33 protein-coding genes are annotated in these 24,512 nt (G+C 47.7%); 1 reads left to right on the top strand and 32 read right to left on the bottom strand.

Features of this window, described 5'->3' with window-relative positions:
- Positions 1-2: 2 nt before the first annotated feature.
- From P5G61_RS02345 to P5G61_RS02235, 23 genes are all read right to left on the bottom strand, one after another.
- The gene (locus P5G61_RS02345) at positions 3-1,901 is read right to left on the bottom strand and encodes a hypothetical protein (protein ID WP_301244045.1); all 1,899 of its coding nucleotides are present in this window, start codon (positions 1,899-1,901) and stop codon (positions 3-5) included.
- Positions 1,855-2,073, bottom strand: a complete 219-nt coding sequence (locus tag P5G61_RS02340; protein WP_301244043.1) for a hypothetical protein — start codon at positions 2,071-2,073, stop codon at positions 1,855-1,857. Before P5G61_RS02340 ends, P5G61_RS02345 begins: the two co-directional genes overlap by 47 nt.
- Positions 2,063-2,224: a hypothetical protein gene (locus P5G61_RS02335; RefSeq protein WP_301244041.1), complete on the bottom strand. Its 162-nt coding sequence runs from the start codon at positions 2,222-2,224 to the stop codon at positions 2,063-2,065. Before P5G61_RS02335 ends, P5G61_RS02340 begins: the two co-directional genes overlap by 11 nt.
- A gap of 65 nt (positions 2,225-2,289) precedes the next feature.
- On the bottom strand, positions 2,290-2,850 hold the full coding sequence (locus P5G61_RS02330) for a stalk domain-containing protein (protein WP_301244039.1): 561 nt from the start codon (positions 2,848-2,850) through the stop codon (positions 2,290-2,292).
- A 43-nt stretch (positions 2,851-2,893) separates the two neighbouring features.
- Positions 2,894-4,945 (bottom strand): hypothetical protein, encoded by a 2,052-nt coding sequence (locus P5G61_RS02325; RefSeq protein WP_301244037.1) that lies wholly within the window; start codon positions 4,943-4,945, stop codon positions 2,894-2,896.
- 4 nt (positions 4,946-4,949) lie between these two features.
- Positions 4,950-5,309 (bottom strand): DUF6711 family protein, encoded by a 360-nt coding sequence (locus P5G61_RS02320; RefSeq protein WP_301244035.1) that lies wholly within the window; start codon positions 5,307-5,309, stop codon positions 4,950-4,952.
- Between the two features lie 13 nt (positions 5,310-5,322).
- Complete coding sequence (locus P5G61_RS02315; protein WP_301244033.1) at positions 5,323-8,340, bottom strand: phage tail protein; 3,018 nt, start codon at positions 8,338-8,340, stop codon at positions 5,323-5,325.
- Positions 8,341-8,706, bottom strand: a complete 366-nt coding sequence (locus P5G61_RS02310; protein WP_301244031.1) for a Gp15 family bacteriophage protein — start codon at positions 8,704-8,706, stop codon at positions 8,341-8,343.
- Positions 8,675-8,986, bottom strand: coding sequence for a hypothetical protein (locus tag P5G61_RS02305; RefSeq protein ID WP_301244029.1), 312 nt, complete (start codon positions 8,984-8,986; stop codon positions 8,675-8,677). Before P5G61_RS02305 ends, P5G61_RS02310 begins: the two co-directional genes overlap by 32 nt.
- 24 nt (positions 8,987-9,010) lie before the next feature.
- A complete protein-coding gene (locus tag P5G61_RS02300) occupies positions 9,011-9,463 on the bottom strand; it encodes a phage tail tube protein (RefSeq protein WP_301244027.1) in 453 nt (150 codons plus the stop codon).
- A gap of 9 nt (positions 9,464-9,472) precedes the next feature.
- A complete protein-coding gene (locus P5G61_RS02295; protein ID WP_301244025.1) occupies positions 9,473-9,862 on the bottom strand; it encodes a minor capsid protein in 390 nt (129 codons plus the stop codon).
- Positions 9,859-10,245: a hypothetical protein gene (locus P5G61_RS02290; protein WP_301244023.1), complete on the bottom strand. Its 387-nt coding sequence runs from the start codon at positions 10,243-10,245 to the stop codon at positions 9,859-9,861. The genes P5G61_RS02295 and P5G61_RS02290 overlap by 4 nt, the downstream gene beginning before the upstream one ends.
- 1 nt (position 10,246) lies before the next feature.
- Positions 10,247-10,573: a hypothetical protein gene (locus P5G61_RS02285; RefSeq protein WP_301244021.1), complete on the bottom strand. Its 327-nt coding sequence runs from the start codon at positions 10,571-10,573 to the stop codon at positions 10,247-10,249.
- The gene (locus P5G61_RS02280; RefSeq protein WP_301244019.1) at positions 10,573-10,938 is read right to left on the bottom strand and encodes a head-tail connector protein; all 366 of its coding nucleotides are present in this window, start codon (positions 10,936-10,938) and stop codon (positions 10,573-10,575) included. The genes P5G61_RS02285 and P5G61_RS02280 overlap by 1 nt, the downstream gene beginning before the upstream one ends.
- Before the next feature lie 8 nt (positions 10,939-10,946).
- Positions 10,947-11,270, bottom strand: coding sequence for a hypothetical protein (locus P5G61_RS02275; RefSeq protein WP_301244017.1), 324 nt, complete (start codon positions 11,268-11,270; stop codon positions 10,947-10,949).
- Positions 11,271-11,302: 32 nt separating this feature from the next.
- On the bottom strand, positions 11,303-12,178 hold the full coding sequence (locus P5G61_RS02270; protein WP_301244015.1) for a capsid protein: 876 nt from the start codon (positions 12,176-12,178) through the stop codon (positions 11,303-11,305).
- A 36-nt stretch (positions 12,179-12,214) separates the two neighbouring features.
- On the bottom strand, positions 12,215-12,811 hold the full coding sequence (locus P5G61_RS02265; protein WP_301244013.1) for a phage scaffolding protein: 597 nt from the start codon (positions 12,809-12,811) through the stop codon (positions 12,215-12,217).
- 137 nt (positions 12,812-12,948) lie between these two features.
- Positions 12,949-14,073, bottom strand: coding sequence for a phage minor capsid protein (locus P5G61_RS02260; protein ID WP_301244011.1), 1,125 nt, complete (start codon positions 14,071-14,073; stop codon positions 12,949-12,951).
- Entirely contained in the window at positions 14,070-15,566 is a 1,497-nt protein-coding gene (locus tag P5G61_RS02255) for a capsid protein (protein WP_301244009.1), read from the bottom strand. Before P5G61_RS02255 ends, P5G61_RS02260 begins: the two co-directional genes overlap by 4 nt.
- A gap of 2 nt (positions 15,567-15,568) precedes the next feature.
- Positions 15,569-16,903: a PBSX family phage terminase large subunit gene (locus P5G61_RS02250; RefSeq protein ID WP_301244008.1), complete on the bottom strand. Its 1,335-nt coding sequence runs from the start codon at positions 16,901-16,903 to the stop codon at positions 15,569-15,571.
- Entirely contained in the window at positions 16,896-17,693 is a 798-nt protein-coding gene (terS, locus tag P5G61_RS02245; protein WP_079694206.1) for a phage terminase small subunit, read from the bottom strand. Before terS ends, P5G61_RS02250 begins: the two co-directional genes overlap by 8 nt.
- 489 nt (positions 17,694-18,182) lie before the next feature.
- Entirely contained in the window at positions 18,183-18,782 is a 600-nt protein-coding gene (locus P5G61_RS02240; protein WP_301244003.1) for a tyrosine-type recombinase/integrase, read from the bottom strand.
- A 54-nt stretch (positions 18,783-18,836) separates the two neighbouring features.
- Positions 18,837-19,052 carry a hypothetical protein gene (locus tag P5G61_RS02235; RefSeq protein WP_301244001.1) on the bottom strand — a complete coding sequence of 72 codons (216 nt, stop codon included), beginning with the start codon at positions 19,050-19,052 and terminating at the stop codon, positions 18,837-18,839.
- A 99-nt stretch (positions 19,053-19,151) separates the two neighbouring features.
- Between P5G61_RS02235 and P5G61_RS02230 the strand changes: the two genes are divergently transcribed.
- A complete protein-coding gene (locus tag P5G61_RS02230) occupies positions 19,152-19,364 on the top strand; it encodes a KTSC domain-containing protein (RefSeq protein ID WP_301243999.1) in 213 nt (70 codons plus the stop codon).
- On the opposite strand, the gene P5G61_RS02225 is transcribed toward P5G61_RS02230, so the two are convergent.
- From P5G61_RS02225 to P5G61_RS02185, 9 genes are all read right to left on the bottom strand, one after another.
- Positions 19,361-19,516 carry a BC1881 family protein gene (locus P5G61_RS02225; protein ID WP_435874009.1) on the bottom strand — a complete coding sequence of 52 codons (156 nt, stop codon included), beginning with the start codon at positions 19,514-19,516 and terminating at the stop codon, positions 19,361-19,363. The genes P5G61_RS02230 and P5G61_RS02225 overlap by 4 nt on opposite strands.
- A gap of 144 nt (positions 19,517-19,660) precedes the next feature.
- A complete protein-coding gene (locus P5G61_RS02220; protein WP_301243995.1) occupies positions 19,661-19,849 on the bottom strand; it encodes a hypothetical protein in 189 nt (62 codons plus the stop codon).
- 981 nt (positions 19,850-20,830) lie between these two features.
- Positions 20,831-21,085: a hypothetical protein gene (locus tag P5G61_RS02215; RefSeq protein ID WP_301243993.1), complete on the bottom strand. Its 255-nt coding sequence runs from the start codon at positions 21,083-21,085 to the stop codon at positions 20,831-20,833.
- 132 nt (positions 21,086-21,217) lie between these two features.
- Positions 21,218-21,424 (bottom strand): hypothetical protein, encoded by a 207-nt coding sequence (locus tag P5G61_RS02210; protein ID WP_301243991.1) that lies wholly within the window; start codon positions 21,422-21,424, stop codon positions 21,218-21,220.
- Entirely contained in the window at positions 21,417-21,860 is a 444-nt protein-coding gene (locus P5G61_RS02205; RefSeq protein ID WP_301243989.1) for an ASCH domain-containing protein, read from the bottom strand. The genes P5G61_RS02210 and P5G61_RS02205 overlap by 8 nt, the downstream gene beginning before the upstream one ends.
- Before the next feature lie 15 nt (positions 21,861-21,875).
- Complete coding sequence (locus P5G61_RS02200; RefSeq protein WP_301243987.1) at positions 21,876-22,340, bottom strand: hypothetical protein; 465 nt, start codon at positions 22,338-22,340, stop codon at positions 21,876-21,878.
- A gap of 23 nt (positions 22,341-22,363) precedes the next feature.
- Positions 22,364-22,966, bottom strand: coding sequence for a hypothetical protein (locus tag P5G61_RS02195; RefSeq protein ID WP_301243985.1), 603 nt, complete (start codon positions 22,964-22,966; stop codon positions 22,364-22,366).
- Positions 22,967-22,981: 15 nt separating this feature from the next.
- The gene (locus P5G61_RS02190) at positions 22,982-24,151 is read right to left on the bottom strand and encodes a DNA-methyltransferase (RefSeq protein WP_301243983.1); all 1,170 of its coding nucleotides are present in this window, start codon (positions 24,149-24,151) and stop codon (positions 22,982-22,984) included.
- On the bottom strand, positions 24,148-24,504 hold the full coding sequence (locus tag P5G61_RS02185) for a hypothetical protein (protein WP_301243981.1): 357 nt from the start codon (positions 24,502-24,504) through the stop codon (positions 24,148-24,150). Before P5G61_RS02185 ends, P5G61_RS02190 begins: the two co-directional genes overlap by 4 nt.
- Positions 24,505-24,512 lie beyond the last annotated feature (8 nt).

The following is a 24,512-nucleotide window of genomic DNA, read 5'->3' as shown; positions in this document are numbered from 1 at the left end:
TCCTAATAGACATCTAATCCAACGTTTTGGTTCGCAGCGTAATCCGAGGCAGACAAAGTTATTATATTTGACCCGCCACTCGCTACCTGCAAATACGGCTGATTGTTGTACGTCTTCTTGTTTTTAATCAAAAAAGCCCAATAAGCTGTATTCGCATCGGATGATGCAAAGACAGAATTGTATGTGAACCCTACATCAATATTAATGCTACCCCTCCCTGGTAATAGAACGTTATTGACATATGAGTTTCCAGTAAAAGATCCGGCGACTCCACCTACTGATACTCCAGACTTGATATTTCCTGCGGATAAATTTGTTATAGCGGCGCGAACAGTGCCAGTCCCGTTATGGTATCCCTCCGGCACAGTGTAAGTTCCATTCTGAGTTGTGATGTTCTGCGTAACCGCACCATTATTAGGCATGGTTCCGACTTGATCTCCGTTGTCATTCCCAAACGTTGCTCCAGCTAATACTTGTGCGGGTTGAGCCGTACCGCTACTCGACCCGCTATCGGCCAAAAAATCCGACCCAACTTTTCGAAATGTGTATGGTTTTCCTGCGACCAGTTTTCCAGCAGTGTAAGCTACCCCTTTTTGATCCTTTAGCGCAACCGCACCAAGACCGTTAACGTTGAGGGTAGGATTTGCTCCGTTTGCAACGTGCGGCACAATCGTAATTCCAAATCCATCAGGTAGAGATGCAGGCGCCGGATCAAGCGCAGCTGTGTACGTTGTTGCCGTGCCAGTAGTAGCCGCATATCCGGGCTGCCGGATATAATCCTGCACGATTGCGCTATAGTCATCTGTATTAAGCATACGCTTTAGGACAGGCGTAAAGGATGCCCCTGCTGTTGTCGCGATTGCCCCCATGTCAAACATCCAAGCTCCTTGAAGTCCAGAACCAAGCCTAAACACGATCCCTCGCGCCCCCATATTGGCGTGAGTGTTACGGTAACGATATACAACGCCAGTCGCATCCAGATAACAGTTATGACCATACAACACATATCCACCACTGCTTGCGCTGATATCTCCCCAGCTACTTATACGTAGCGGTCCTGTCAAAGCACCGCCTGCACGGGGCAGACTCACATCTATTGCGGCCTGTTTAGCTGCATCTGCCTTTGCTTGCGCTCCAGTTTTACTCTCGCCATCTTCACGAACAAATTTGGCATCCGCTCCGCTCATGAGTCCTGACAACCCGCCTGTCACTGCGTCAGGAATGACGTCTGTACCTCCCGGAAGGTGGGTTAACGCGTGAGCCCCCGGCGTTGCTTCCCCTGTTGCGGTTACGGTCACCTGTTTTGTCTCTGGATTTGTGGAGACTGTAATCCCGACACCGCCCACAAAATTAATTGTATCGGACTTGCTGGAAGCTTCCACGTCATTCACCTTGGCAAAGGCATTTTGGTTGACCTCAGCTCCTGCAGCAATCCCGTTTAGCTTGTCATGCTCAGCCTGGGTCACATGCTTAACCGTATCAGCTGCATGACTGTCCAGCTTGGTCTGTACCGCATCCGTTTCAGCTTTACGGGCAATGTCATCCGCTGCGGCTGGAGCTGCTACCTTGGCCCGTCCCTCTGCGTCACGCTGCATAAGTGTGTCAGCCGTTGCGGCGCTGGTACTGGCATCAGATTTGAGCTTATCCGCAGCACTCATGAATCCCGCTGCATTGCCTTTTGCCGTGGGATGCTCATCAGCTCCCCGTGCCTTGTGGGTTGCCAGAGCTTCGGCTGCAGTAGCAATAGCAGCAGCCTTGGCTGCATCGGCTTTAGCCTGGGCATCTGCTGGTGTACCTTTGGTATCCATTTCAGCCTGCACACGGTCAAAGCCGATGTTAATATTTTGGAAATCCTCACTTATCTTTTTGCTGCCCTCCAGATTCGCGAACCGGTTCGCCATTCGTAACAACTCCTTTCAATAATGTTTCAACGTCCTGGTGAATTGCCCGAAGGAACGCAACCTGTGAATCCAGCGTGGGCAATGTATCAACCATGGCCCGGATTACCAAAGGACTCTCGCGGAAAATGTCAGTCACGTCTACAGATAGTTCAAGCACCTTCTTAATTTTCACTTGTACCACTCCAATTCATATTCTTCATGATTCCAAGCATAGTGCCCTTCATCTGATCATTGACGCGGATCGTGATAACCTCGGACTTGGTCCGTTCGTCATGGGCAATCAATTCCTCACGGATAATCTCGCGTAATCGCTGTTCTTCCATGCTAATCACACCTTTCCAGGGCAACAAAAAAAGAGCCCATGAATGGACTCTCTGAAATGTTGATATTATTTTGCTGTAGACAGAGCAGATTCGGCATTAGACAAATCTTGTTTAGCTTGAGAAAGTTGACTTTCAACTTCCTTGAGCTGGTTCTGTTTTGTTTTTACCAACTCATCTGCTCCGGCAGTTTTGGCTTGTTCTATCTCGGCGAGGACACTCGCTCTCATTCTCTCATTGAAAGGAATGATGTTTTCTTTCAAAGTTTTTATGCTTTCTTCAATCGAAGTTTTTGACAAACCATCATATTTGTTTGTTGTGGACGTTTCAGTATTCCCTGTATCCGTAAGTACCTCATCAGATGTAATGCTAATCGTTCTCCCCTCCACTTTAACGTCAGCTCCCAACGCTTCTGAAAGAGCTCTAGCAGGTACGTTTGCCCGAGAATCTATTACCGCCCCTTTTTCGACAAGAGATTGTCCATTAACAACGATACTATATTCTCCGGTTACTTTTTTTCCTACCATACTCTTGATCGTATCGGCAAATGCGCCTGCTGATGTCGAAAAAACAACGCCGATAATAATACCGCCAGCAATATATGCAACTTTGTGTGCAAACTTCTTCATGACTATACCTCCGCAATTGGTTCAATTTACCTAATATGATACATTACGGGGTCGATGTCGTAAAGGTTCCACCACCAGTATTCGGATTATTTGCACTATTACCGTGATTATGATGAGCGGTAGTTACTGTATGTGTATGGTTTGCTGAAGCCTTACCATTCACAGCTGTCCAGAGCGCATTAATCTCATTCATCAATCCTGAGATAACTGACATAGGGATGCTACCGCTTATGTTAGAGCTGTTAAACGTTACAGCCCCAGCAAAGGTGACTGCCCCTTGCATCCGTATAGGGTTTGATGTATTGTTCGAACCAATTATGATGCTATTTCCATACATGGTCAGGACGCCACTGTTTGAATAGGAATTGATCTCGCCCACCGATGTTCCGTTTGCATCCCTAAAGATTAGAGCAGCGGCCAAAGAATCATCTGTAGTCGCCATCTGTATCCGGTTGCGTCCACTGGAATCATACGATCGGAAGCCAGCCGTATCAATCTCAATGCGCCTACCACTATTGGCTGTTTTCAGAACCGAACCAATGATGGTTGAACCATTGATGGTACCACCGTTAATCTGGCCCCCTGTGATGACTGCCGCCGTGATCGTACCGCTAAACTCCCCGCCAACCGCAACCATATGGCCGGACTCGTTGACGGAAAATGAGTTGCCTATCTGGATACTACCACCCACAATGCGTCCACCGGAAACTGTGCCGCTGAACACACCATCCGAAGCTTCCAGCGTGCCTATGAATTTGTATTTGCCTGCAACCGGATCGAAGTACAATTTGTCCTGACCATCGGCCTGGAATGATAGTTTGTCGCTGTTCAGAATGACCTTGCTTTTATGATCTTCCCGTTCAATGATCAACCCCTCTGTACGGGTGATGGTAGCCCCATAGTAGGACTTCCCTTCCTTGACCGCATCCTTATTCAGCTTGTTCACTTGTTGCGTTAGGCTACCTTCAACCACAAATTCGCTCCGCTGTTCGGACACAGACGGTGCTTCCAGACTCATCTTCAAGCCACCTGCAAAACTGAACACCTGGTGTAAGATGATTGACTTGTATTCTACAAGCCCGTTCCATGGGATTTGAGTATCTTCCCATGTTGACACGGTATCAATCCAAGTGCTGCCTTCCTGCTGCACAAATCCGATGACATCCCCTTGTTCCAACTGAGGATACCCCCGCGCTTCCATCGTCAAAGGCAGATAAGCAAAGCCATTCAGTGCAGCGTGAAGATTGTTTACTTGCGATTGGGTCATGAACGGGTTTTCCAGGTAGAGGGTATGGTTCTCATCCCCGGTACCCGCTTCATATTGCAAATCATCCTCGGTGTTGTACGTCACTACTACACGGCTGTATGACTTGACAGGGTTAGTCATTTTGGCAACCACATAATCTGCGGTGGTCATTTCAAATACAGGTTCTTCAGCAGCCGTAAACCGCTTGAATTTCAATGTGCCAGCCTTATCAATAAAAATACTAGCGCTATTCGCGGAAGCGATATAGGCAAGGACTTGGCGCATAGTGTACCCTGCTGGCCCTGCCTGCACTTGATAGGCCGGATTAATCACTACGCTGCTATCATACGTCCAGCCAAGCCGGTTGCAAATTTCGTTGAAGACCGCTCTTTGCGTGGTCGGATACGTCAATGATGATATGTACGCCACGTCAGCCATAACCAGCTTGTCGTAACAGGTGTACGTCCAGACATCATTGATCTTTTCCCGATCATCGACAAAGAACTCACCCAGCGGCAACCAGTCCGTCCCTGAGCCCGTCCAAGTAATATTCATGTCTTGCCATGGGTACTGCGCTTCTAGCCACGTCAGGCCAGCCAGAGACAGCGAGAGGTATGGCACGATACGCGCATTCGCTGGAATGATTTCGTTTGTTCGTAGCTTAATTGTCAGTTTAGAAGGGATGGCCGTCCCGATCTGGAAACCATCGGTCAGGCTCAAACTGTTCTCAATACTGAAATCCACGATTCTACTGCTATCGTATTCCTCGCTGCCCACCAGAGCCTTGACGATAAATTCCCGGTCTGGCCGTCTTAAATAATCCGTGTAGAGCGGCGATATTGGATACATCTCATCACCTCTCTGTCAGCGTCAATTTGAGCCCATTCCAGTACATGACGCCGCCACTCATGACGCTAAACGGTGCAGGCCGATTACCGACATACATTCGTTTAGTTTCGTGCTTACCTGTCATCGGATCTGGAAAAGTACAATCAAAAAACACATTGGACATGGATTGAAGGATGGAGGACATCTCTGCCCACGTCAGCATCCCCCAAGTCATGTCTATCTGCCGTTTGACGGCTATCCGGTCCCGGTTCAAGGTTCCATTTGCAGTACGCACGGATGAATTCGCATCATCCAAGTCAAGGACCGTCACCTGATAAGATGAAGGATAGGCTGCAATCGCTTGACCATTAATTTTGATTTCCAATCTGCATCCCTCCCTATGTCGTTAATGGTGAACGGCCTTGACGCCTTGTGATGTCATTTATGGCGGCTACGGTAGCCCGCCCCAGCTCCGTACCGTTGAGCTGAATGACGGTCTGCTTATCTCCGTTACGGATTGCATCCAGAATCAGGAGCAATATTTCCACCAACGGCTGATTATTCCCGCTGATCATGTCTTGAAGCTTGGACAGCGGCGACACGACTTCGGGGTCAACGGAAGCACCCCGGTTATCCCCGACCATCGCGAGTGTCGGCCCGTAAGCCAAACCACCTTTTGCCAACTTCGGAATCTTCGGTATCTGCGGTACCCCAATGGAGCCCCCGCCCACCTTCTGACCAAAGACCTCAAACTCAGGAATGCTTACACTCAGGCTGTTAAACCCTTCAATGACCTTGTTGATGCCATCAATGATCAGATTCAGCGGCGCTTTGACCAGGCTGTACAAGGAATCGAATATGCCACCAAAAATGTCTTTTACGCCTGTCCATGCCTTCTTCCAGTCACCCGTGAAAGCACCCGCCACAAAGTCAATGACCCCGCCAAGTGTTTTCAGTAGCCCCTTGATGATCCCGCCTACGCTCTCGATGACCGTTGTCACGATGTTCAGTATGATGTTAAAGCCCTTCGTGAAGCTTGGAGCCAGCTTGTCTATGACATAACTGATCAATGGCACGATGAACTTGTTATAGATGTCCAGCGCAGCGCTAACCAGTTTCATGACCACTTCACCGATTTGCTTGATAATGTCTTTGAGCGTTCCGTCCCAAATTTCATTCAGCTTTTTAAGGAACGGCTCTATGATCGGTTTCAGGATATCGTCCCAAAGCTTCTGGAACAGATTCCGTGTATTCGTCATGAACTCCGTCAGCTTCGCAAGCAATTCGGCCCCGTATTTGTTCCATAGGCCCTTAATCGTCTCCAGCGTATCCAAGACAATTTTCTTGATCAGATCGAACACAGGCTTGAGTACCGTATTGTAAATGTCATTGATGAGCTTGACAGCCCATTCAAACGTATTGGCTGCTTCCTTGAAAGCCCAGACCAACGTGTCTGTAAATACGGGCACCAGCGTATCAATGACCTTCGCGGCAATCGGAATGATGAAGTCATTCAAGGCATAATCCACAAAAGGTTTAATCGTACCATTCAGCAAGTCAGAAAATGATTTCCCAATCTGCGGAATGATGTCCAAGAACAAATCCCTGAACTTCTCCAATGCTGGATTCAACGTCCCTGACCATAGATCGTTGATGTGGTTGACCGCATTCGTAAACGTCTTGGTGAACAAATCAATGGCCCAAACCAATGTATCCGTGAAGATAGGTACCAATGTCTCAGCCAGCACCGTGGATACCGGGATAGCAAAATCATTCAGCATGAAGTCTGTAAATGGATTAAGCGTCCCGTCCAGCAGGCTTTGTAAAGCTGTGGCAATTAACGGCATGTTGGTAACGAAGGCGTTCTTCACCTTCTCCAGACTAGGCAGCCATACAGTATCCCACAGCTTAATTGCCTGATCGGTGGAATTGCGGAATGTCTTGTCGAACATGTCAAATGCCCAAACAATCTGCTTCGCAATAACCGGGGCAAAAGCCTTCACAAAGCCAGTAACGATGGATGGGATAAAATCGCCCAATACATATTTGGCCATCGGCACTAGAACCTTGTCTTTCAGATCCAGGAATGTCTTCCCAATGTTATCAACTGACTTCCGAATGGGAACCATCATGTCGATGAAGGGTTGCAATGCCGGACGCATCTCACCCCAGCCGGAAGAGATATACGCCCAAGCTTTTGAGAATCGGGATTTGATGTCCTCCAGGAACGCCGCCACTTGCTGCTTGATCGGATCGACGTCTATCGAAGGCGTGCCCAAGTCCAGGTCACCAAACCCAGCCATACCACCCAGGCCGCCAATTCCTTTGCCAGCTCCTGCAGCTTTTGACCCTGCATCATCCAAAGCCGACGCTGCCGATTGTGCCAGCGTATTGAGCTGATCGAATCCGGCCAGACTGCCCTTCATGTCTTTTCCAGCTTTTTTGGCTTTCTTGCCTGCCTTCTCTGCGGCTTTCCCTGTATCTTCTACAGCAGGAGCTGCCGCGGCCGCTGCATCACCCATGCCGCCCATGGCATCGGTAGCCACCGTCATTCCAGCACCACCCGCATTAACGGCGTCACCAAAGACCAGTTCCGTAAATGCTTTGAAATAAGCTGCCGCAACTTGTAGCTTGGCTATGATCCAGTTGAGCCCTTTCAGGATCGGCGTCAGAATGTTAATGAATCCCGCACCCATTGTACCCTTGAAGATGTTCCACTGTTCCGACATCATACGGACTTGGTTCGCCCATGATTGACCATTACGGGCAAAGTCACCCTGAGCATCGGCTGTGACCTGTAACAAATAGCCATACCGAAGCATGGCCTGTTCCGATTGCGTCATGGATAACCAGGACTTTGTGATGCCCTGTGACATCGCATAGGCTTCCATATTGACCACGGACATGTTTACGCCCAATTGTTTCAACGGCTCAGTCTCACCGACCATACCGCTAAATACTTTGTAATACGCTTCGTCATTAGTGATGTTATAAAAAGAAGCCATGTCAGCAGATAATTCCGTCAATCTAACGGACATCTGTTTCATGGCTTCACCGGAAATACCGGAAGATTTAAGCATGGCACCCATAGTGGATGCGTATCGTTTACCGGACAACTCGGACAGACCGAATGACTCAATCAGGTTCGATGACCAGTTGTTAATCTGGTTTGTCATTGATCCAAACGTGACGTTAACCACGTTCTGTACTTCGGCCAAATCCGATGCCAGGTTAATGGCTTCCTTACCAAACTCTTTTAAGCTATTAACAGCAAAGGCTGCGGCAACGATCCCACCCAACTTTTTAAATGCCCCGCCAACCATATTCGTAGCGGTACCGGAGATACCGTTGAGCTGCTGTTGAAAGGCTCCGTAGTTCAAGCCCAAGTCTAAATCTACGCGGCCTGCACTTGACATCTACTCACCCCCAAAGGCCCGAGCCATTGCGGCTTCCAGATTCTTCATCTCCTGATCCAACTTATCAGGGTTGTCCAATTGTTTGTCAGCCTGCCGTTTACGCCAATCATTGTAGATGCGGCGCTGATCGGAGTTGAACCCCTTAATAGTCTTGGGATCTTGCTCTGCCCGGATTGATACAATGCTTCCCAGCGGTGTATCCGGCATAAGGCCGCCAACTAATGTACAGAACTCTTCCCACGGCATATCCCCGTGTTGTCGGATGCGGATTCCATATTGCTTGGCAAGACTGGCTTCGATTAGCCCCCAATCTTCGTACAGGTCATACCACCCATCAGGACTGGACTTCCCGCTGAAATCGCGCATTCGCTTCCTCGTAGGTGATGTTCATCATTGCTGCAAGAACTGCCGATGCCAGAACCATGATATTTACCATGCTCATGCCCTCGACATCCATGTCCTTATATGCCTTTTTGCCAAACGCACCTTCCAAGGCTTTCAGGATGCCAGCAATTCCACCCGTTGCCGCTTCTTCAAACGCTAACATGGCTGAAATACCGTTATTGACCGGATACAACTTATCGCCAATCTGAATTGATGGTAGTTCAGTAGAAAACTTATCAGTGATATTAATAACATTTGACATGGTGAATCCCCCTTGGTTTATGAATTATGGTGTAGTTGGTGCTTTCTCAAATTCCGGCTTACCGTCAGACAACAATTCAAATTCCAGACCGTCAATATTCGTTGCATCGCCGCCTGCTGGTGTGGTCAAGTTAATGACACAATCCATGGTCAGCTTCGCACCGGATGGCATGGTCCACTCGAAGATCGTTTCCACCTCTTGCCCGGTACCAAGCAGCAATCCCGCAACGTAATCATTACCGGGATCACCATAGTTCCGTTTACCTGAAAAGCTGAAAGACAAGGATTTACCTGTTACAGCACGTCTTGTCCAGCCCCCTTGGTCCATCGCGCTCCACTCTTCGGTATTACCATCAATGGCCGGAGCGAAGTTCTCCAAATCCTTGATCGTTTTCATGTCCGAATCCGTAGACTCACGGCCTTTGATACCCACTTTGAAAATATTGTTATGAACCGGAAATACGCCTGTTGTCGCCATTCCATTCCCCTACCTCTCGTAATAAATCGTTGTCTCAATCACATACTCGTAAATTCCCGCATCGTCGGTACCCACATCAATAGGCCATGGCGTGTGCATCTCAAAGGCAATGACACGGCGCCCTGCAATCTCACCATCAGAACGACCAAATAGCGCAGCATAGACCTCATGGGCCTTACGCTCCGCTGTATCTGCATTCTTGGACCAGTGAACCAAGATGGATATGGACTTGCTGGCATAGCTGGTGTTCTCCAGCCCTCCGATGGCAATGTAGGGTTGTCCGGTGTTGAGGTTGTAGATTCCAACGGACTGTTCCTTTTTCCCATCAATCTTGCCAATGTACCAATTTGGGGAATCGATCTGTGTTTTCAGCCAATCCCGAAACTCGGACAGCATCATTTGATGAATCCACCCCCAAACTTCTTGATCAGCTTTTCAAACGTCTTGCGAATCCAGCCCTTCTGTTCCTTCTGCCAAGCTTCCAGCCACAACCCTTGGGCGTTTGCGTTCTTATCCCTGCGGAAGTTGTATTCTGGGTGCCAGTATAGACGGCGTGCATATGGCGTGTCATAGACAATCTTCACCTGGCCCTTTTTCAGCCCTGTTTTGTCCACCCAGGCGCTTCGCTCCAACTCACCTGTCTGCTTCGGAACAACACCCGCATTGGCAATCTCGGTCAAAATGCTTTGTTCCTTACCGTTCACCACAACCTCAAGCGCTTCGATGGGTGCTTTAGCAAGCTTTTGCATTGCTCTGGGATCCATCGTCACTTTAACCTTCATATCAACTCAGCTCCAATTCCGTAGAAAAGACGCTTCCGTCTGGATGCTGCGGCCGTGATGCGCTGAATATGATTCGATTAGTACCGCCAACCCGGACAAAACCCTCAATCAGTTGACCGGGCAAAATGTCACCTCGAATAATCACCTTACCGGACAGCGTAACCAAGCGGCGCTCCTTGTCCAGCTTCTGACGCATCTTTTCGTCATAACAAGCAAGCCCATCAAAGATTAAATCCTCGATAGGCTCCCCGTCTTCTGACAGTTTGGTGTGAAACACTTGAACCGGTGTCTTCAATATCCAATGTGGAAACGGAAACTTGCCCCGCATCAACGTAGCCCCCTATTCATCAACCCTGTGGCCCTCAGCAGGCTTGTAACACCTTCGGTAGTCCTAACCCCTCCGGGACCGTCAACGGCCTTAAAAGACACGCTCACGCTGCCTGCGGAGTATCCAGAGAGTGGGAAATCCAAGTAATCACCGTATTGGTATTGGAAATCCGCTTGTTGGCATACCGCCTTGACCACGTTCCCACGCTGGAAGGCTGTCAGACCGTCCAGTTTGCGTTGTACGATGCGATTATAGGTCAGGCTGTCTATTTGGTCGGATGCCCGACTGAGAGCCTTATTCAAGTCCTCAGCCGGAATCACGCCGTCCCCATACAGTTCATACTCTTCTGCCGTTACATATGACATACCATCACCTACTTGTCATCAGGTGTGGCTGCGGCTGCAAGCTGCTTTTTGAGTGATTTGATTTCCTTGTTTGCGTCATCCAACTGGGTTTTCATCCCCTCTAGTGCTTCCGGTGTGCCGGAACCGGATGCCGCAATCTGTTTTCTCAAATCCTCATTCTCTCTTACCAGGGTTTCGTATTCCTTCCAAGACACCTTTTTGCTTGAAGAATTCTCTACCACCTCAAGCGTATTCCCCGACTGTTCAGCGATATCGTAACCGAGTTTAAGATAGGTATCCCGGTCAGCATCATCAATCTTCAATTGTGTATTTCCCTTTACTGCAATCAACATGTGATTTGCCCCTCTCTATTGGCCTGTTATGTTTAGGCTTGAACATTCATTTGGATTGCTGCGGCTTTGCGCTCGATCAAGAACAGATCCGTGTAACGGCGGTTCTGGTACAGATACCCATCCCCTTGTGTATGGCTACCTGGCTCCCACAGATAAACCGCACTGTGTTTGATCGGCGCCAACACGCACTCAGGATGAACAAGGATCAAGTTAATCTGTTTTGCACCCACACCCGCTACAGCACCGTTTGTGAAGTCATAAACTGTCTTCATACGGCTAGAAGGTACGGATTTCAACACAACCTCATCCAAGCTTCGTACTGCCCGGTCAATCACCCCGCTGTTCTGACCCACGGTGACGATCTGGCGAATCTTCTCAGCGGATTTCAGCAGCTTCATATAGGTTGGCGTTACGTACATGATCCGGCCTTCCTGTGGTACCTCTGCTTCGTCCATGTTCATCATCATTTCATCGAACACTTCCAAAGCGTTTGTAACATCAAGCACAGTCGTATCCGGTGTGTAGCCCATCGCCACATAATCTGCATACATTTTGGAGAAACGGTATTTATCAAGCTCAGGAATGGCCTGTTCCTTCTCAAATGTAGCTGTCAGATTAGCAGCAGACACGATTTGATTCGTTTCATCTACGTTCATCGCGTCAACGAAGAACTCGACGTCACGGTCAAAGTCCAAAGTCAGGTTAACAAAAGTATTACTAACCGCCTGTCGGTTCCAGCCCCCAGAACGGTTGTGGTTCTTATATCCCGCTACATCCAAACTCGGCACCTGGATTGTTTTGGTATTCACCCAGATCGCATTTTGCGTGGTCAGGGCATCGGAAGCCAGCTCTTTCGTATACTTTTGCTGCAATGTGGTCAAAAAACTTTCTACATAGTTGAACGCCATGTGTTCATCTCTCCCTTAAATGAGTAAATTGGTTTATTACTTCGTTTCAGCAACGCCGAAAATATTTGCCAGTTGTTCATTTGTGGCTTGTCCTGTTCCTTGTCCCGGCGTACCAACACGGAAACCACCAGCACCAGCACCGCCACCGTTACCGCCGCCTGCTTCATCAGGCTTGAACAAGTAGGCATCCGATGTTTGAAGCCCCTTCAATTGCTCATCCAGCCCAACCACCTTGCCGTCATCGCCAATAACTAACTTGGCTTTGTCGATCATGCCCGTAACCACCTTCTCGTTATGGACCTTCCCATTAAGCGCGGTAGAAATTGCATTGTTCATCTGAATATCCTTCAAATCTGCTTCGTACTGCTGCTTGGCTGTGGTGTTTTCCCCCTGAAGGCGGGCAATCTCAGCCTTGAGCGATTCCGAAGCTCCTGCATCCTTACTGAGCGTTTCAAGCTGTGCGTCCCGATCCGTGACGTCCTTCTCCAGCTTTTTCTTCACATCCGATAAGTCGTTGTACTGCGATTTGGGAACAAAATGTTTTGGAAGCTCCTTGCCTGCATCCGTTACGATCCCGTCAATCTTTGAATCATCCAATCCCGCATTCTTCAACAACGTTTTCAGCCAATCCATATATCATCAACCTCCATAGATTTGTATAGCTGCTCTCCAGCTAAGGGAGTTAACCGTTATGCTCCGGTTATTGAGCGGTGAGCCCCAAAAGTCTCATTTGGAGCCCATACAAAAAGCACCCTCTACATGAGAAGGTGCTAATTAGACGGTATTCTGAGTTTTTCACGTTTGGAATCCCTGCGTAAGTAATCATGTTCTCGCAGGTGCATCCTCATCTGAGCTTGCCATTGTCTAATCTTGGCCTTGTAGTTCGCTTGGTTCTCTTCGTCCACACTACCCGCTTCCAAGCGCTTGTACTTGCGTATCTGACGTTCCATGTATCGCTGTTTCTGTTCCGCTTGATAGTTGGATACCGCCTGCTCATCGTCAACTGGCTTGGGTAGTGAACTGGTACCCGGAATGAACGTGGTCATGTTGTGACGACAGTTCGGATGGAACAAGCCCCCAGCTATGGCGGTACTCAGAAGCGGGTACTTCCCGTCTGCAGCCGATCCCCCGGAATACACATCGTCAATGAACACCTTGCCCTGATAAGGCAGACACAGCTTCGAACAGTTGCCGTGTGAAGATATGACCACGGTTCGAATGCCCAGTTGATCCCGTTTGGCACCCTCTCCGGCAAACACCGCACGCTGTGAAGATGTACGCAACGCCACTTCAGCGTAGGAAGCAATGTTCACCCGCCGTCCATTGGCATAGGTGATATTGTCAAACCCCTTCTCCAGAAACTCCTTCGTCGCCATGTCTATAGCCTGATTCAGCGAAGCAGCACCACTGTTCAAATACACCTGGGACTTGTAGATGGTCTGTCTGTACACGTCATCTGCTTGTCTCAGCATGGCATGGCGGGCAATTTGAAGATTGTTCTCTGCTGCATCTGCCAAAGCGTTAACTCGCTTCTCGTTGATCTTGAAGAAGCTTCGGTCTGAACCATCTTCAACTTCGATATCCGGCTTTTTGCCCGTGATCTTGTTCCACAAGCCCTTGACCGTGTTAACAACACGATCTGCCCCACGCCGCCAGGAACCTTTAACCTCTTCCTCGGCTGCCTTCTTCACTTCTGGCTCATACTTCTTGGATATCTGGCGTGTCTCCTTGCGGTACTGCTGGATGTCTTGCAGCTTGCGTTGCTGCCACTGTTCCCATTCCTTGCCTTCCTCTTCTTCGGCAAGCTCATGGCGTTTCAGGTTGCGCTTCATGGACTTGATCAGATCCATTTCCATGTCAGAGAAGATTTGACGGATGTCATATCGCTTCTTCATACCTCATCCTCTTCTGACTCATCATCGTCCTCGGGATCAGGTGGGGCATCGCGATTCAGTGCCGGTTCGTCTAAAATGTATCCTTGCTCTGCCTTCAAGAGCGCAACCTCAGCGGCCTTCTCATCCTCCGTCCAGGTGTCACCATACATTTCTTCCACGGCACGTTCTACGCTCATCACACCGAACGTCCGGGCCTTGCCCACCGTCTCTACAACGGCGTCAAAGGATGGACTGGCATATTCTCCGAACTTAACCGATACTTCATACTCGCCTGCTGCCCGGCTCTGCATCGTGTCGTGTACCTTCAATACAGTTTCCACCAGACGGGGTAACACCTCATTCAGCGCATCAATGATCTTCCCGCGGGTATACAGCGTGGCTTTCTCCTTCTCCCGCTGCGCTTCTGCATTGTCGGTCTTCTTCAAGTCAATGCCCAGCGTGGATGGCGACATAACGCCCTGCAAGCACATGTCCAGTGCGCTGGCATAGGACCCCACGAATGCTTCATACAGGATTTGCGGTTGTAACATGGTGATTTGGTCTTTACCGTCCTCAGCCATGGAGCTGCCAACCTTGATGAACTGGTTATCAAATGGATTGGCACGCATTGGAGCCCCCGTTTCAGGGTTCTTCGGCACCAAGTCGTCTGGAATGTACTTCTGCACCCGTCCGGCCCGGATTGCATCCCACCATTGGCTGACCACCTCATCCAATGCGTCAAAGTTGTCTGACTTGCTATCAAACAAGGATTTCCCTCGTCCCTCCCACTTGGAGCTGCGGAAGAACATCAGCGGCACGGCCATAATAAACTTGCCATCGTATTCAATGTTAGCCAGTGCTGCCGTCTCAGGTAATACAGTAAGCGGCACGCCTTTTCCGTAAGCATCATAAAGCTGATACCGGATGTAACCACGGCCATAGGTTTCTTCCAACCGGTAGTCCTTGCCCTTTAGCGTGTGATCCGTAAAGAACACAACCTCATGCAGCCTGCCCCGGTTACGTCTATACTCCACCTGATCCCCACTGTAAAACTCAATGATGGGATACTCCGTGACCGCTGTGTCCACGGTAATCTTGTATGCACCATCCCCAGCCACTAAAGCATCTATGATGTTCTGCCCTAACAACTCAGGAAAATCATTGTCCTCACTGATATCATCCCATGCGGTTTCCTTGTCTACCTCAACGGCTTCTAGATCAGCAACGACGATATCCGATAGACGCTCTACAATCATGGCAGGCATTCCAGAATGGATTTTCCTAATCGCCATGTTCTGACTGGGTACCGCTGCCCAGAACCTTGCCTTGCCCACTGCATCCGTCCCGGTCTGCTTGTAAAACTGATCCAGCTCAGAAGCATCACCACGGAACCATAAACGGTTACGCAGTACATTCGTCCGATATGATAGCGGCTCAGTGATGTTTACAATTCGATTCTCCGGCGCTGGGTTAATACGCAGCATTTTCATGACCATATTCTTGATCCACCCCATTTCTATACCTCCAGTCTCTTCTTGAACGGCTGAACGGCGTATTCGCTACTATCCAAGCAGTCCACCGGGTAACTTCCATCATCCGTCCGCACCCATTCACCCTTCTGGCGTTCTGTCTCGTCCCAAGTGGCATTCTCTATGGCTTCAATCCAATGTTTAAGATGGGCCATGATTTTGTACCGCCCTTGGTTAATCAGGACGTTCGTCAATCTGATCCGGTCAACAATGCCCTCTTTCTTATAAGCAGGCACCACAGGAATGTGTATCCCACGGCGTTTAAGCTCATTAGACAACGCCTGCCGGAACAGTTTATCAGCAGATTCAGCAAATATATGGGCACACGACAAAAAGGCCGGATAGGTTTCCGACCATTCGACTATCTTTTCAACGATCTCCTTGGCGTAACGATCATGTGTATAGCCATTCTCCTTGCCCTGCTTGTGGTAGAAGCCATCCAGCAGCATAACCGCTCCATATCGCGGCGTAAATCCAGTGAGCGTGGCAACTGTGGCGTCCGTGCCCCCAACGTCTATGCCAACCGAAAACTCAATGAACCGTTCGGCCCGTATCTGCTCCCGAGCAATGATGACATCCTTGACGGTGTAGCCCGTGTATATCCGTCCTGTAGCTGCTGTGCGCTCTCCCTTAATTTCTGACTTGTACCACAGACTGGACTTGTCATAAGTCAATAGCAACGCCTTGAGTCGATCATCAGGTATGCTCAGATTATCGAACACGGTAAAGTGCTGATAATTGTACCCTGCGTTCTGCCCCTGCTTTAACAACTCGTCCTGAAAGTCCAGAATGTCTGCATAGAACCAATGGGCTGGCGGCTTGGGGTTAAGATCAAAGAACAACTGGCGCTTGGTGGACGCCAATGTCCGGTCAAATACTTCCTTCACGAACGATGGGTGGCACTCGTTAACCTCTGTCACATATGCGGTACCGTAGGAGTTACCCTTGATCAGTGCGGCGTTGTTTGCCTTACCCCCGCCTGCGATAATAACGATCTTCTCGCCCGTCTTGGTCTGGATGAAGAGTGCTGCACGGTCCTTGTATTCACCTTCGCGGCAACGGCCCTTGAACAGCCATTGCAGCCCGAATCCATTGGAGTCTATGGCATTCATCTTCGTGGCTGCCATACTCACACCAGCAACCAAATGGAGCTTGTCGGGGTGAACCTCCAAGCACATGGCATAGGCAATCAGATTAATGATGTTCTTGCCTGCACGCTTGCCGCCCTCAGCTACGTTCAGCCATGAGTCCTGGCAACGCCGGATATACTCTGACTGCTTTGTATTAAATGGAGCATAGGGGATCAAGGCTGTGTCAGTCATTGTCTATCACCCGCTCCGGCACTGGGTTGTTGATCAAGTCAGCCAATGCGGTGATTTGCTGGTTTAGATCAAGCTTGCTGTTATCTGGCACCTTACCCCGCATCACAGCAATACTGGCCTTGATCTGCTCCAGACGCTGCTTCTGGACTTCGTTCACCTCATCAGGGGAAGCCATCCGCAAAACGTCTTCATACTTCTTAATGGAGCTACCCAGCGCCGTCCAAGCAGCAGCCATGGCTTTCAGGCTGTTCGCTGATCGATCCCACGCAAACTGGAATTCGTATTCCTGTTCAATCGGTATTTGTTCAATGTTGGGTTCCTTCTTGGTGCCCGTGTTATGGACTTCGAACTTCTGTTTTTTGAGTTCCTTAATCATTTCATCCTTGCCCGTTACGTGCTGGATCTTCAAGGCACGTATGATATTCGTGAGCTGGATGCGTATGCCCTCCCACAAGATGTCCAACGTGGAAAGTTCGGCTGTCGTATCATAAATCTCTTGTGTTTCTTCATCATCTGGCAGAAACTTACGGAATAGACCATGCTTGACGGCTTTATCATTGCCATATGGTCCACCGTGCCCACCTCTATTGCCTACTGCATTCTGATTGCCCTTGGGCGCTCCTGGCCGCGGCTCAGGCTGCTTCTCCCATTCATCAAGGCTTTTCCATTTACGAACAAGACCAGCACTGATTCCAAGCTTTTCGGCAATCTCTCCTGGCTTCATTTCCTTGCCACTGGCGAACCACATCGCTAATGCTTTCTTGCGGTCCGGGCTTCTCTCTCTCGCCATTACATAATACACCTCACCCCTGACATCGTTTATGCAATATTTATGCAAAGACATGTGTTCAAAACCCGGTCTTTTGTACATATGTACTTTCCCACAACCACGCCGAAAACCCTGATTTTACGGGCTTTTTGACAGCTAACTGAATTGTGTGAATATACATAGTTTATGCATAAACCCGAAAACCCGCGTCATTACTGGATTTTTCGATTTTGCCGATTTTGATTATTTCCCGACTTATTGCCCTCAAATGGGGCGTTTATTCATCGTTTATACAGCCATAATTGAGTCGGTTTTCTTAGAATCAGTCTAAATAGACAAACTTCTAATTGTTTTTCTTGAAATACAACCCAAAATAAAAACCATTTTTGATCCATTTAGAACCAATTTAAGTAAGTAGAGTGAAACATAACTCTATTTCTGTTGCACTGGAGAAAGTTCAAGAATCTGATTAAATCAAGCTTTGTCCCATTCCCACGTTTGAGTGCAACATTAGCCGGATTGTGTAAAACTCAAACGGCGTATTGCATCATCCATGGCGTCCTGGGTGATACCCAAATACATCAGCGTGGTTGCCATATCCTCATGCCCGAACATCTCCATTAGTAACGCCAGATTGCGTGGATCGTCATTATAAAGGTGATAACCCCACGTCTTTCTGAGCGAATGGACACCGATGTCCGTAAGCCCAAAACGCTTGGCTATACCGCTAATCATTTTATATGCTGTTATCCTATGGATTGGCTCTCCCACGGCTCCAGTGAGCGTCTTCCGTTGCCTGCTGGGGAACAAGTAATCATCATCGTCCATATCTGCAATGTAAATCATTAGATCATCGTAGATATCAGGGTGAATGATGAACTTTTTCCGCTTACGCTTCTTACGTTTCCGATTCTTTGTTTTCTGTGCCACATAGTTGATGTGTTCCTGATCCCGAACGGAAACGACTTTGAGCTGCAGTAAGTCAGAAACACGCAATCCACTATGAACGCCCATACTAAAGAAAATGTAATTACGGAAGCTGGTTACCTTCAGGTAATTTTTGATCTGTTCAACAACTGCCTTATCTCGGATCGGTTGAACCTCGTTCATGTCACCACCTCACATTTTGGATATAAAAAAAGCACCCCGAAGGATGCTTAATCTTTAATCTAGTATTCTTACAGAATGTGCTGCAATCTCTGATGTTCTGATCGACCAAACACCCTCGCTGTTTTTTCCTTTTTCAAAAGTTAGTATTCCGTCAAATTTCTGTAAAGCTCTTGCTGTTTCTTTTCCATGTGTTTCAATGTCTGTTGTAATTTCAATAGTATTAGTTACGACATAACCGCTTTTTAACACAAAAGTTTGCTCTATCCACATATTCCCCCACCTCCTCTCGTCGACAACACATTTCGACGCATAGGAAGGATTTCCCTCTTTTGGTGTCGAAAGAACTAGGACGAAAGGAGGTGTTTCATCATGAATTGGACATCTGTATCTTCATCTAACCTTGATGCTGTGGCTTACGACGATAGCACGTCCACGCTCTTCGTAAGGTTCAACAATGGTGGCGAATATTCTTATGCCAATGTGCCGCAAAGCAAATATGCAGGACTCCTGTCTGCAAGTTCGCATGGGAGTTATTTCGACGCCCATATCAAGAAAGGCGGCTATAGTTATCGCAAGCTCTAATCTTGATTAATTAAGATCACAGCTGGGCCAGTAAATGTTTGTTCCTGCTGGCCTACTGTGATTTTGAATTCCTGGTGAGGCTCAACCGAAATAGCTTGAACACCTTCACGATTTGAAAGCTCTTGGCTCAGATCCTTTGTGCTTTGGCTCATGATCATCCCTCCTTCATAATTCCTATTATCTCCAATGTTACGCTATCTCAACATCGACTCCGTGCTACCTGAAGAACCAGCTTACTATTGATAGCTTGATGGTTAAACGGGGCGACTAAAAAAACACCCCGAAGGGTGCTAATGTTAATCTTTATTAAGTTCAAATATACGAGCTTTCATTCGCTCAATTTCCTCTTTTTCTTTAGCGATGCTTTTATCAATTTCTTCATCTGACAACCCAGGATAACCTCTCCTACTCTTAAGGTCATCAATACGAAGTTCTTTAGCTGCAATGTCCGATGCTAATATTTGTCTTTCGTTGGAATAACTCACCATTTCCCCCTCCTTTCCTTACTAAACATAATTCGGCAGAGAAAGAAATTGTCCTTTTGTATTGACCTTGCCGGGAATCGAACCAAGCTTACACCAATAGGTCATAATATAACGGCAGGAATCTTACCCGCCTTTCCCACAATCTGCACCCTTGACGATCTAGGAGACCGCCGAAGCGATCCACGTCTAAGGAAGTTCACCTTCCCACAGCACAGTCGAGTCCTGCATCGAATAGTTCGTCGGGTTTGCAGGGACACCCAGGCAATTGCCTTATGTCCCTAGTTTAGTTCCAAACCCCAGACGGTATGTTGTCTTACTAGTGTCCTACACAAGACACGATACAGACAAGCCAAACTATAAACGAATAAGAATTACCATATAATCCCTTGATTGTTTTCCCATTCGAAAATATAATGATTTACGTGAGGAAAATCAAGCGTACATAAAATACATATAGGGAAGGATGTTTCAAGAGAAAATTAACGTCTTGTTGTATTACTTGATTAAATACCATTTATCAAAGTGATCATTGATCGTTAATTTTTCTGGTAATTATGAACGGCTTACTCCTGGTAGGGTAACCGGCCCATTTAGAACTCCTCTATTATGGTTTATGTCATTGAGCCTGATTTACCACCTCACACTAATATCCACCGCAATATCTTGGTATTTCCCATTAATTAACTTCTTCTAACTCTGGGGAAAGGTGAGAATCCGTTCCCCAGCAAGGGTCTGCCCTTGTATATTTGTTAGAGGAGGCGAAATAAATGGGTTATCAAACTACCAGGACATTGTTGGAGTACATGCTCTTCTTATTGGGTGTATATGCATCTTCAATGGGATTAGTACCAGCTACGCTATTATGGGCAACGTTGTATTTCATACTTAGAAAGTTTTAAGAAAGTATGGCCGAACTACATAGCTGTGGAGCAAAAAAAGAGGGATGTACACCCTCTTTTTTTGTATTAATCTAAAGTTTGTCTAAATTACTCCAATTAGTTTGAGAGTTTCTGCTACTGACTCAATCCCTCTAATAATTTGCCGATCGATCGACCTATCCGTTACACTGCTGAATCTTTTAATAGTTCCCCATCTCGGGTTACCTCGGATGAACCGAAAGTCCATTACTCTTCGTACATTATCATCAACTATTAAACGTACAGCCATTTCAATATTAGCTGTTTTCTCCTCATACTCCATCTGAACTTGTTTCCATCTTTCTGATGGATTAGTCATTGTCCCGATTTCCTGAACTGCCTTCCTCATCCGAACATACTTGTTCAACAGTTCGCGAGTCTGTTGAATGTCTGAAGGGCTGGGGGACGGGAATAACTCCATCTGACCAGTTTCCCCCATTCCTTACACCCCTTATATATAATCATCTATAGTCGTTTGCCCTTCAAGTTCAATTTCCGATGCATCTTGGATCAAACCCTCTTCCAACCAATCTTTTGGAGCAGCGGTCTTGAAATGGGGCCATATCGGTTCACCTACACGAGAATGTGCTGGGTTTTGCGCAGCGGCCTTTTCTGTCCATACCCAATGTGTATTAGCTTTTACTTTTTCATTACTCATGACTTACTTCCTCCTCATTCCAATTCCAAAGCCTTTGCTGCCCTTTAGCTGATATCGGCTCGTTCAGAAGTTTTACATCCGACATTTCCCATGCATACCGACCTGGTGTAAAGTCTCCAAATTCGTATTCTGGAGAGTAAACCAATCTGTTACCCTCAAGCTCATACCCATCCGTCCATGTGTCAAGCGATTTAAGGCAGTTGGTTAATTTAGCTGTCGCCACAACCGCGCCTGTAGGCAGATTGTCTACTGTGTATCCGTACCGTTCCAGTGCTGCACGGATTTCAGGCTCTTTGCAGGCTTCATTGTCAATCTTCTTCCCTGCATGGATAGCAATCTCTCCCCGATGCTTGGTAGGCCAGCTGCGTGTCTCATATTGTTTTGCTCCAATGGCGATCAGTGTCGCCCACGGTTGAATAATTGTTATTGCCTTCATGGTTGTTCTACCTCCTTATAACACTTCAATTTTCAGTTTTTTCCGCCGTTCGCTAAACAACTTGGCTTTTGCCTCTTTACGATCTATCGGGTAAACAGGACGGGCTATCATGTCTATGATCAGATCAGTGCTCTTCAACGCTATGCCCGTGTATTCTGTAACCTTGTATACTTCTCCCTTGATCGAATGAATAGAACCTAATCGGATGCCTGGAACTATTTCTTCCCACTGTTTGTGGGGAATTTCAATGACCATCTCAGCGTTGAAAGGTTGCCTATATGCCTTCGCTTTACTCACAAAATCCATCTTATTGAGCCGTTGGCAGGTGTACCGTATAAGGATCGTAGAGCTGAATATTTCGAAATTCTCAATCCCTAATACAAGCAAAGGTTCACCACGAACTTCTATGGTTTGCCCGACCTTGTACGGCTGCTTGAACAACTTGAATCTGCCAATGACTGTTGTAATTAAGCTAACCATGGTATATCTCTCCTTTGGTGGGCCTATACCCGTGGTTTTAAATATCCAATTTCAATCGCATAAGTCTGAATAACATCCATATCCTCTGCTGAGTATCCCCAATGAGGGCAGTACAGACCGCCGTATCCGTTGTTATGATTAGCGTCGTCGTCACCACTGATATAATCTCGGAAATCACACATCAGCGCCCAAAGTGTTCCACCATGACTGAAATGGTAATGCTCATCAGGCATTGATTCATGCATAACAAGCGGTAGACCTGTGTGATCGTCCGTTAACCACAACTTTCCTCCTGCCCAGTGGAAAGAAGCAAATCTGTCGTGCCTGCTCGAATACAAAAACTTCCTTCCCCTGCTGCCAATCTCGCGAATTAAGGCGTTTACTGTGTCAATTCTGTTCTGGCCCGGGAACGGCTTTTCGTTTCTTGCCGGAGTTGATTGCCCGATCTTACGAACCTTAATAATTTTCAGGTATTCTCGGAATGTCATGTCATAACCATCGTTAAACCCAAGGTAAGCATCGTATTTAGCGGCACCTGCTGATTTTGCGGTTTTAGTTACTGAATAGTCTGGATAATCATCAAAGAATCCAGGGTATGAAATTTCGTATATGTTAAGTGCTTCCACGCTCCATCCGCTCCTTTAAAAAATCAATGTTGGCTGTACCACAGCAGTACGCCGTTCTGCTATCTCAACGTTATGCCGTCCCATTTCAATGATTGTGCATTCCCGATTGTTCTCATGTGCTACTTTCAGCGTTGTTCCCGATCCGCCAAATGGATCAAGTACACGTCCGCCGACTGGGGCGCCTGCCAGTATGCAAGGTTCAATTAGCTTTTCGGGGAATGTGGCGTAATGAGCTTCTGGAAAAGCTTGTGTGGCCACTGTCCAAACGCTGCGCTTATTCCGCATTCCACTGTATTCCACGTCTTTACGATCAGGTCGATGTTGTTGCGGTTGTCCTGGCGGTGGAGATTCTTTAACAGCTCTTGCGAAAGAGTTCGATTTGCTACGTCCCGACCGATGAATTGCGCCGTGAGATCCCGGTTCAGTATCCCACCCCGCTGGCACTCTAAAGTTCCCTTTATTTTTTCGTTTGCCACCATCTTGATTGTCAAACGTTTCGTTCCCTGTGTAGCTACCACCTCGGAACCCGTTTGCCCATTCGTCCTGGACTCCAGGTTCTTTAATAGCTTCTTTGTCGTAGTAATAGCGCTCCGATTTACTCAAGAGGAACATGTATTCATGGGCCTTTGTCGGTCTATCCCCTACACTCTCTGGCATGGGGTTAGGCTTCGCCCATATAACGTCGCTTCGTAGATACCACCCATCCGCCTGAAGCGCAAAAGCTACTCGCCACGGAATACCAATCAGGTCTTTTTTCTTCAATCCTTCCGGAATGTTAGGTCTCATTTTTGCGCTTGCTGCAGCACGTTGTTCAGTGACTCCGCTAAAATATCCCCTTGCATGAATTGGATCTCCTTGTGTGCCTGGAGCAGTTGAACAATAGCTATCTCCAAAGTTCATCCATAACGTTCCATCCTGTCGTAACAACCGGAATACTTCTCTGAACACAAGTACCGTATGAGCAACAAACATTTCCGGTGTTGGCTCCAGACCAAGGCATCCAGTCCACTCAGGTACTGTAATCGGTGGAAGCCCTGGCATCGGCGTGTAAGTTGTTTCGGGCCAGTATGAATGCTCCAGTCCGTAATCACGCAGACCCCAGTATGGTGGAGACGTTACGCATGTGTGGAATGATTCCGGATCCAACTCCGGCATCACGTCGATGCAGTTTCCTGTGATGATCATGCGTGTCTTGTCCCCCTTAGCTGCTCACACAGCCTGTCGTATTTATCTAATGCAGGTTCCCTGCGTGGATCAGTTGGGGAAAGCGAATCAATAAATTCTGCACCCTTCACAATCCGTTCTCGTAACCGATCCTGATAATAGGCCAGCAATTCGTGAAAAATTCCCTCGAAATGATCCAATATTTCGTCATGCGTTTGAGCAATGCAGCCCTGACTTTTCAAGCGGGTGAATGTGTGTTCGTCGATTCGACCGTTTTTTAACGCATTTTCTAAATGGCTGACCAACATGATTTGATATCTCATGATCAGCCTTACGCTGTTTTCGATCTCCAGTTCATCTGCTGAACTTGTCATCTTCACCC

It is taken from the genome of Paenibacillus vandeheii (assembly GCF_030433635.1).
GTDB lineage: Bacteria > Bacillota > Bacilli > Paenibacillales > Paenibacillaceae > Paenibacillus > Paenibacillus vandeheii.
The sequence above is the reverse complement of the archived record's forward strand: the minus strand, read 5'-3'. Positions and strand labels throughout refer to the sequence as shown.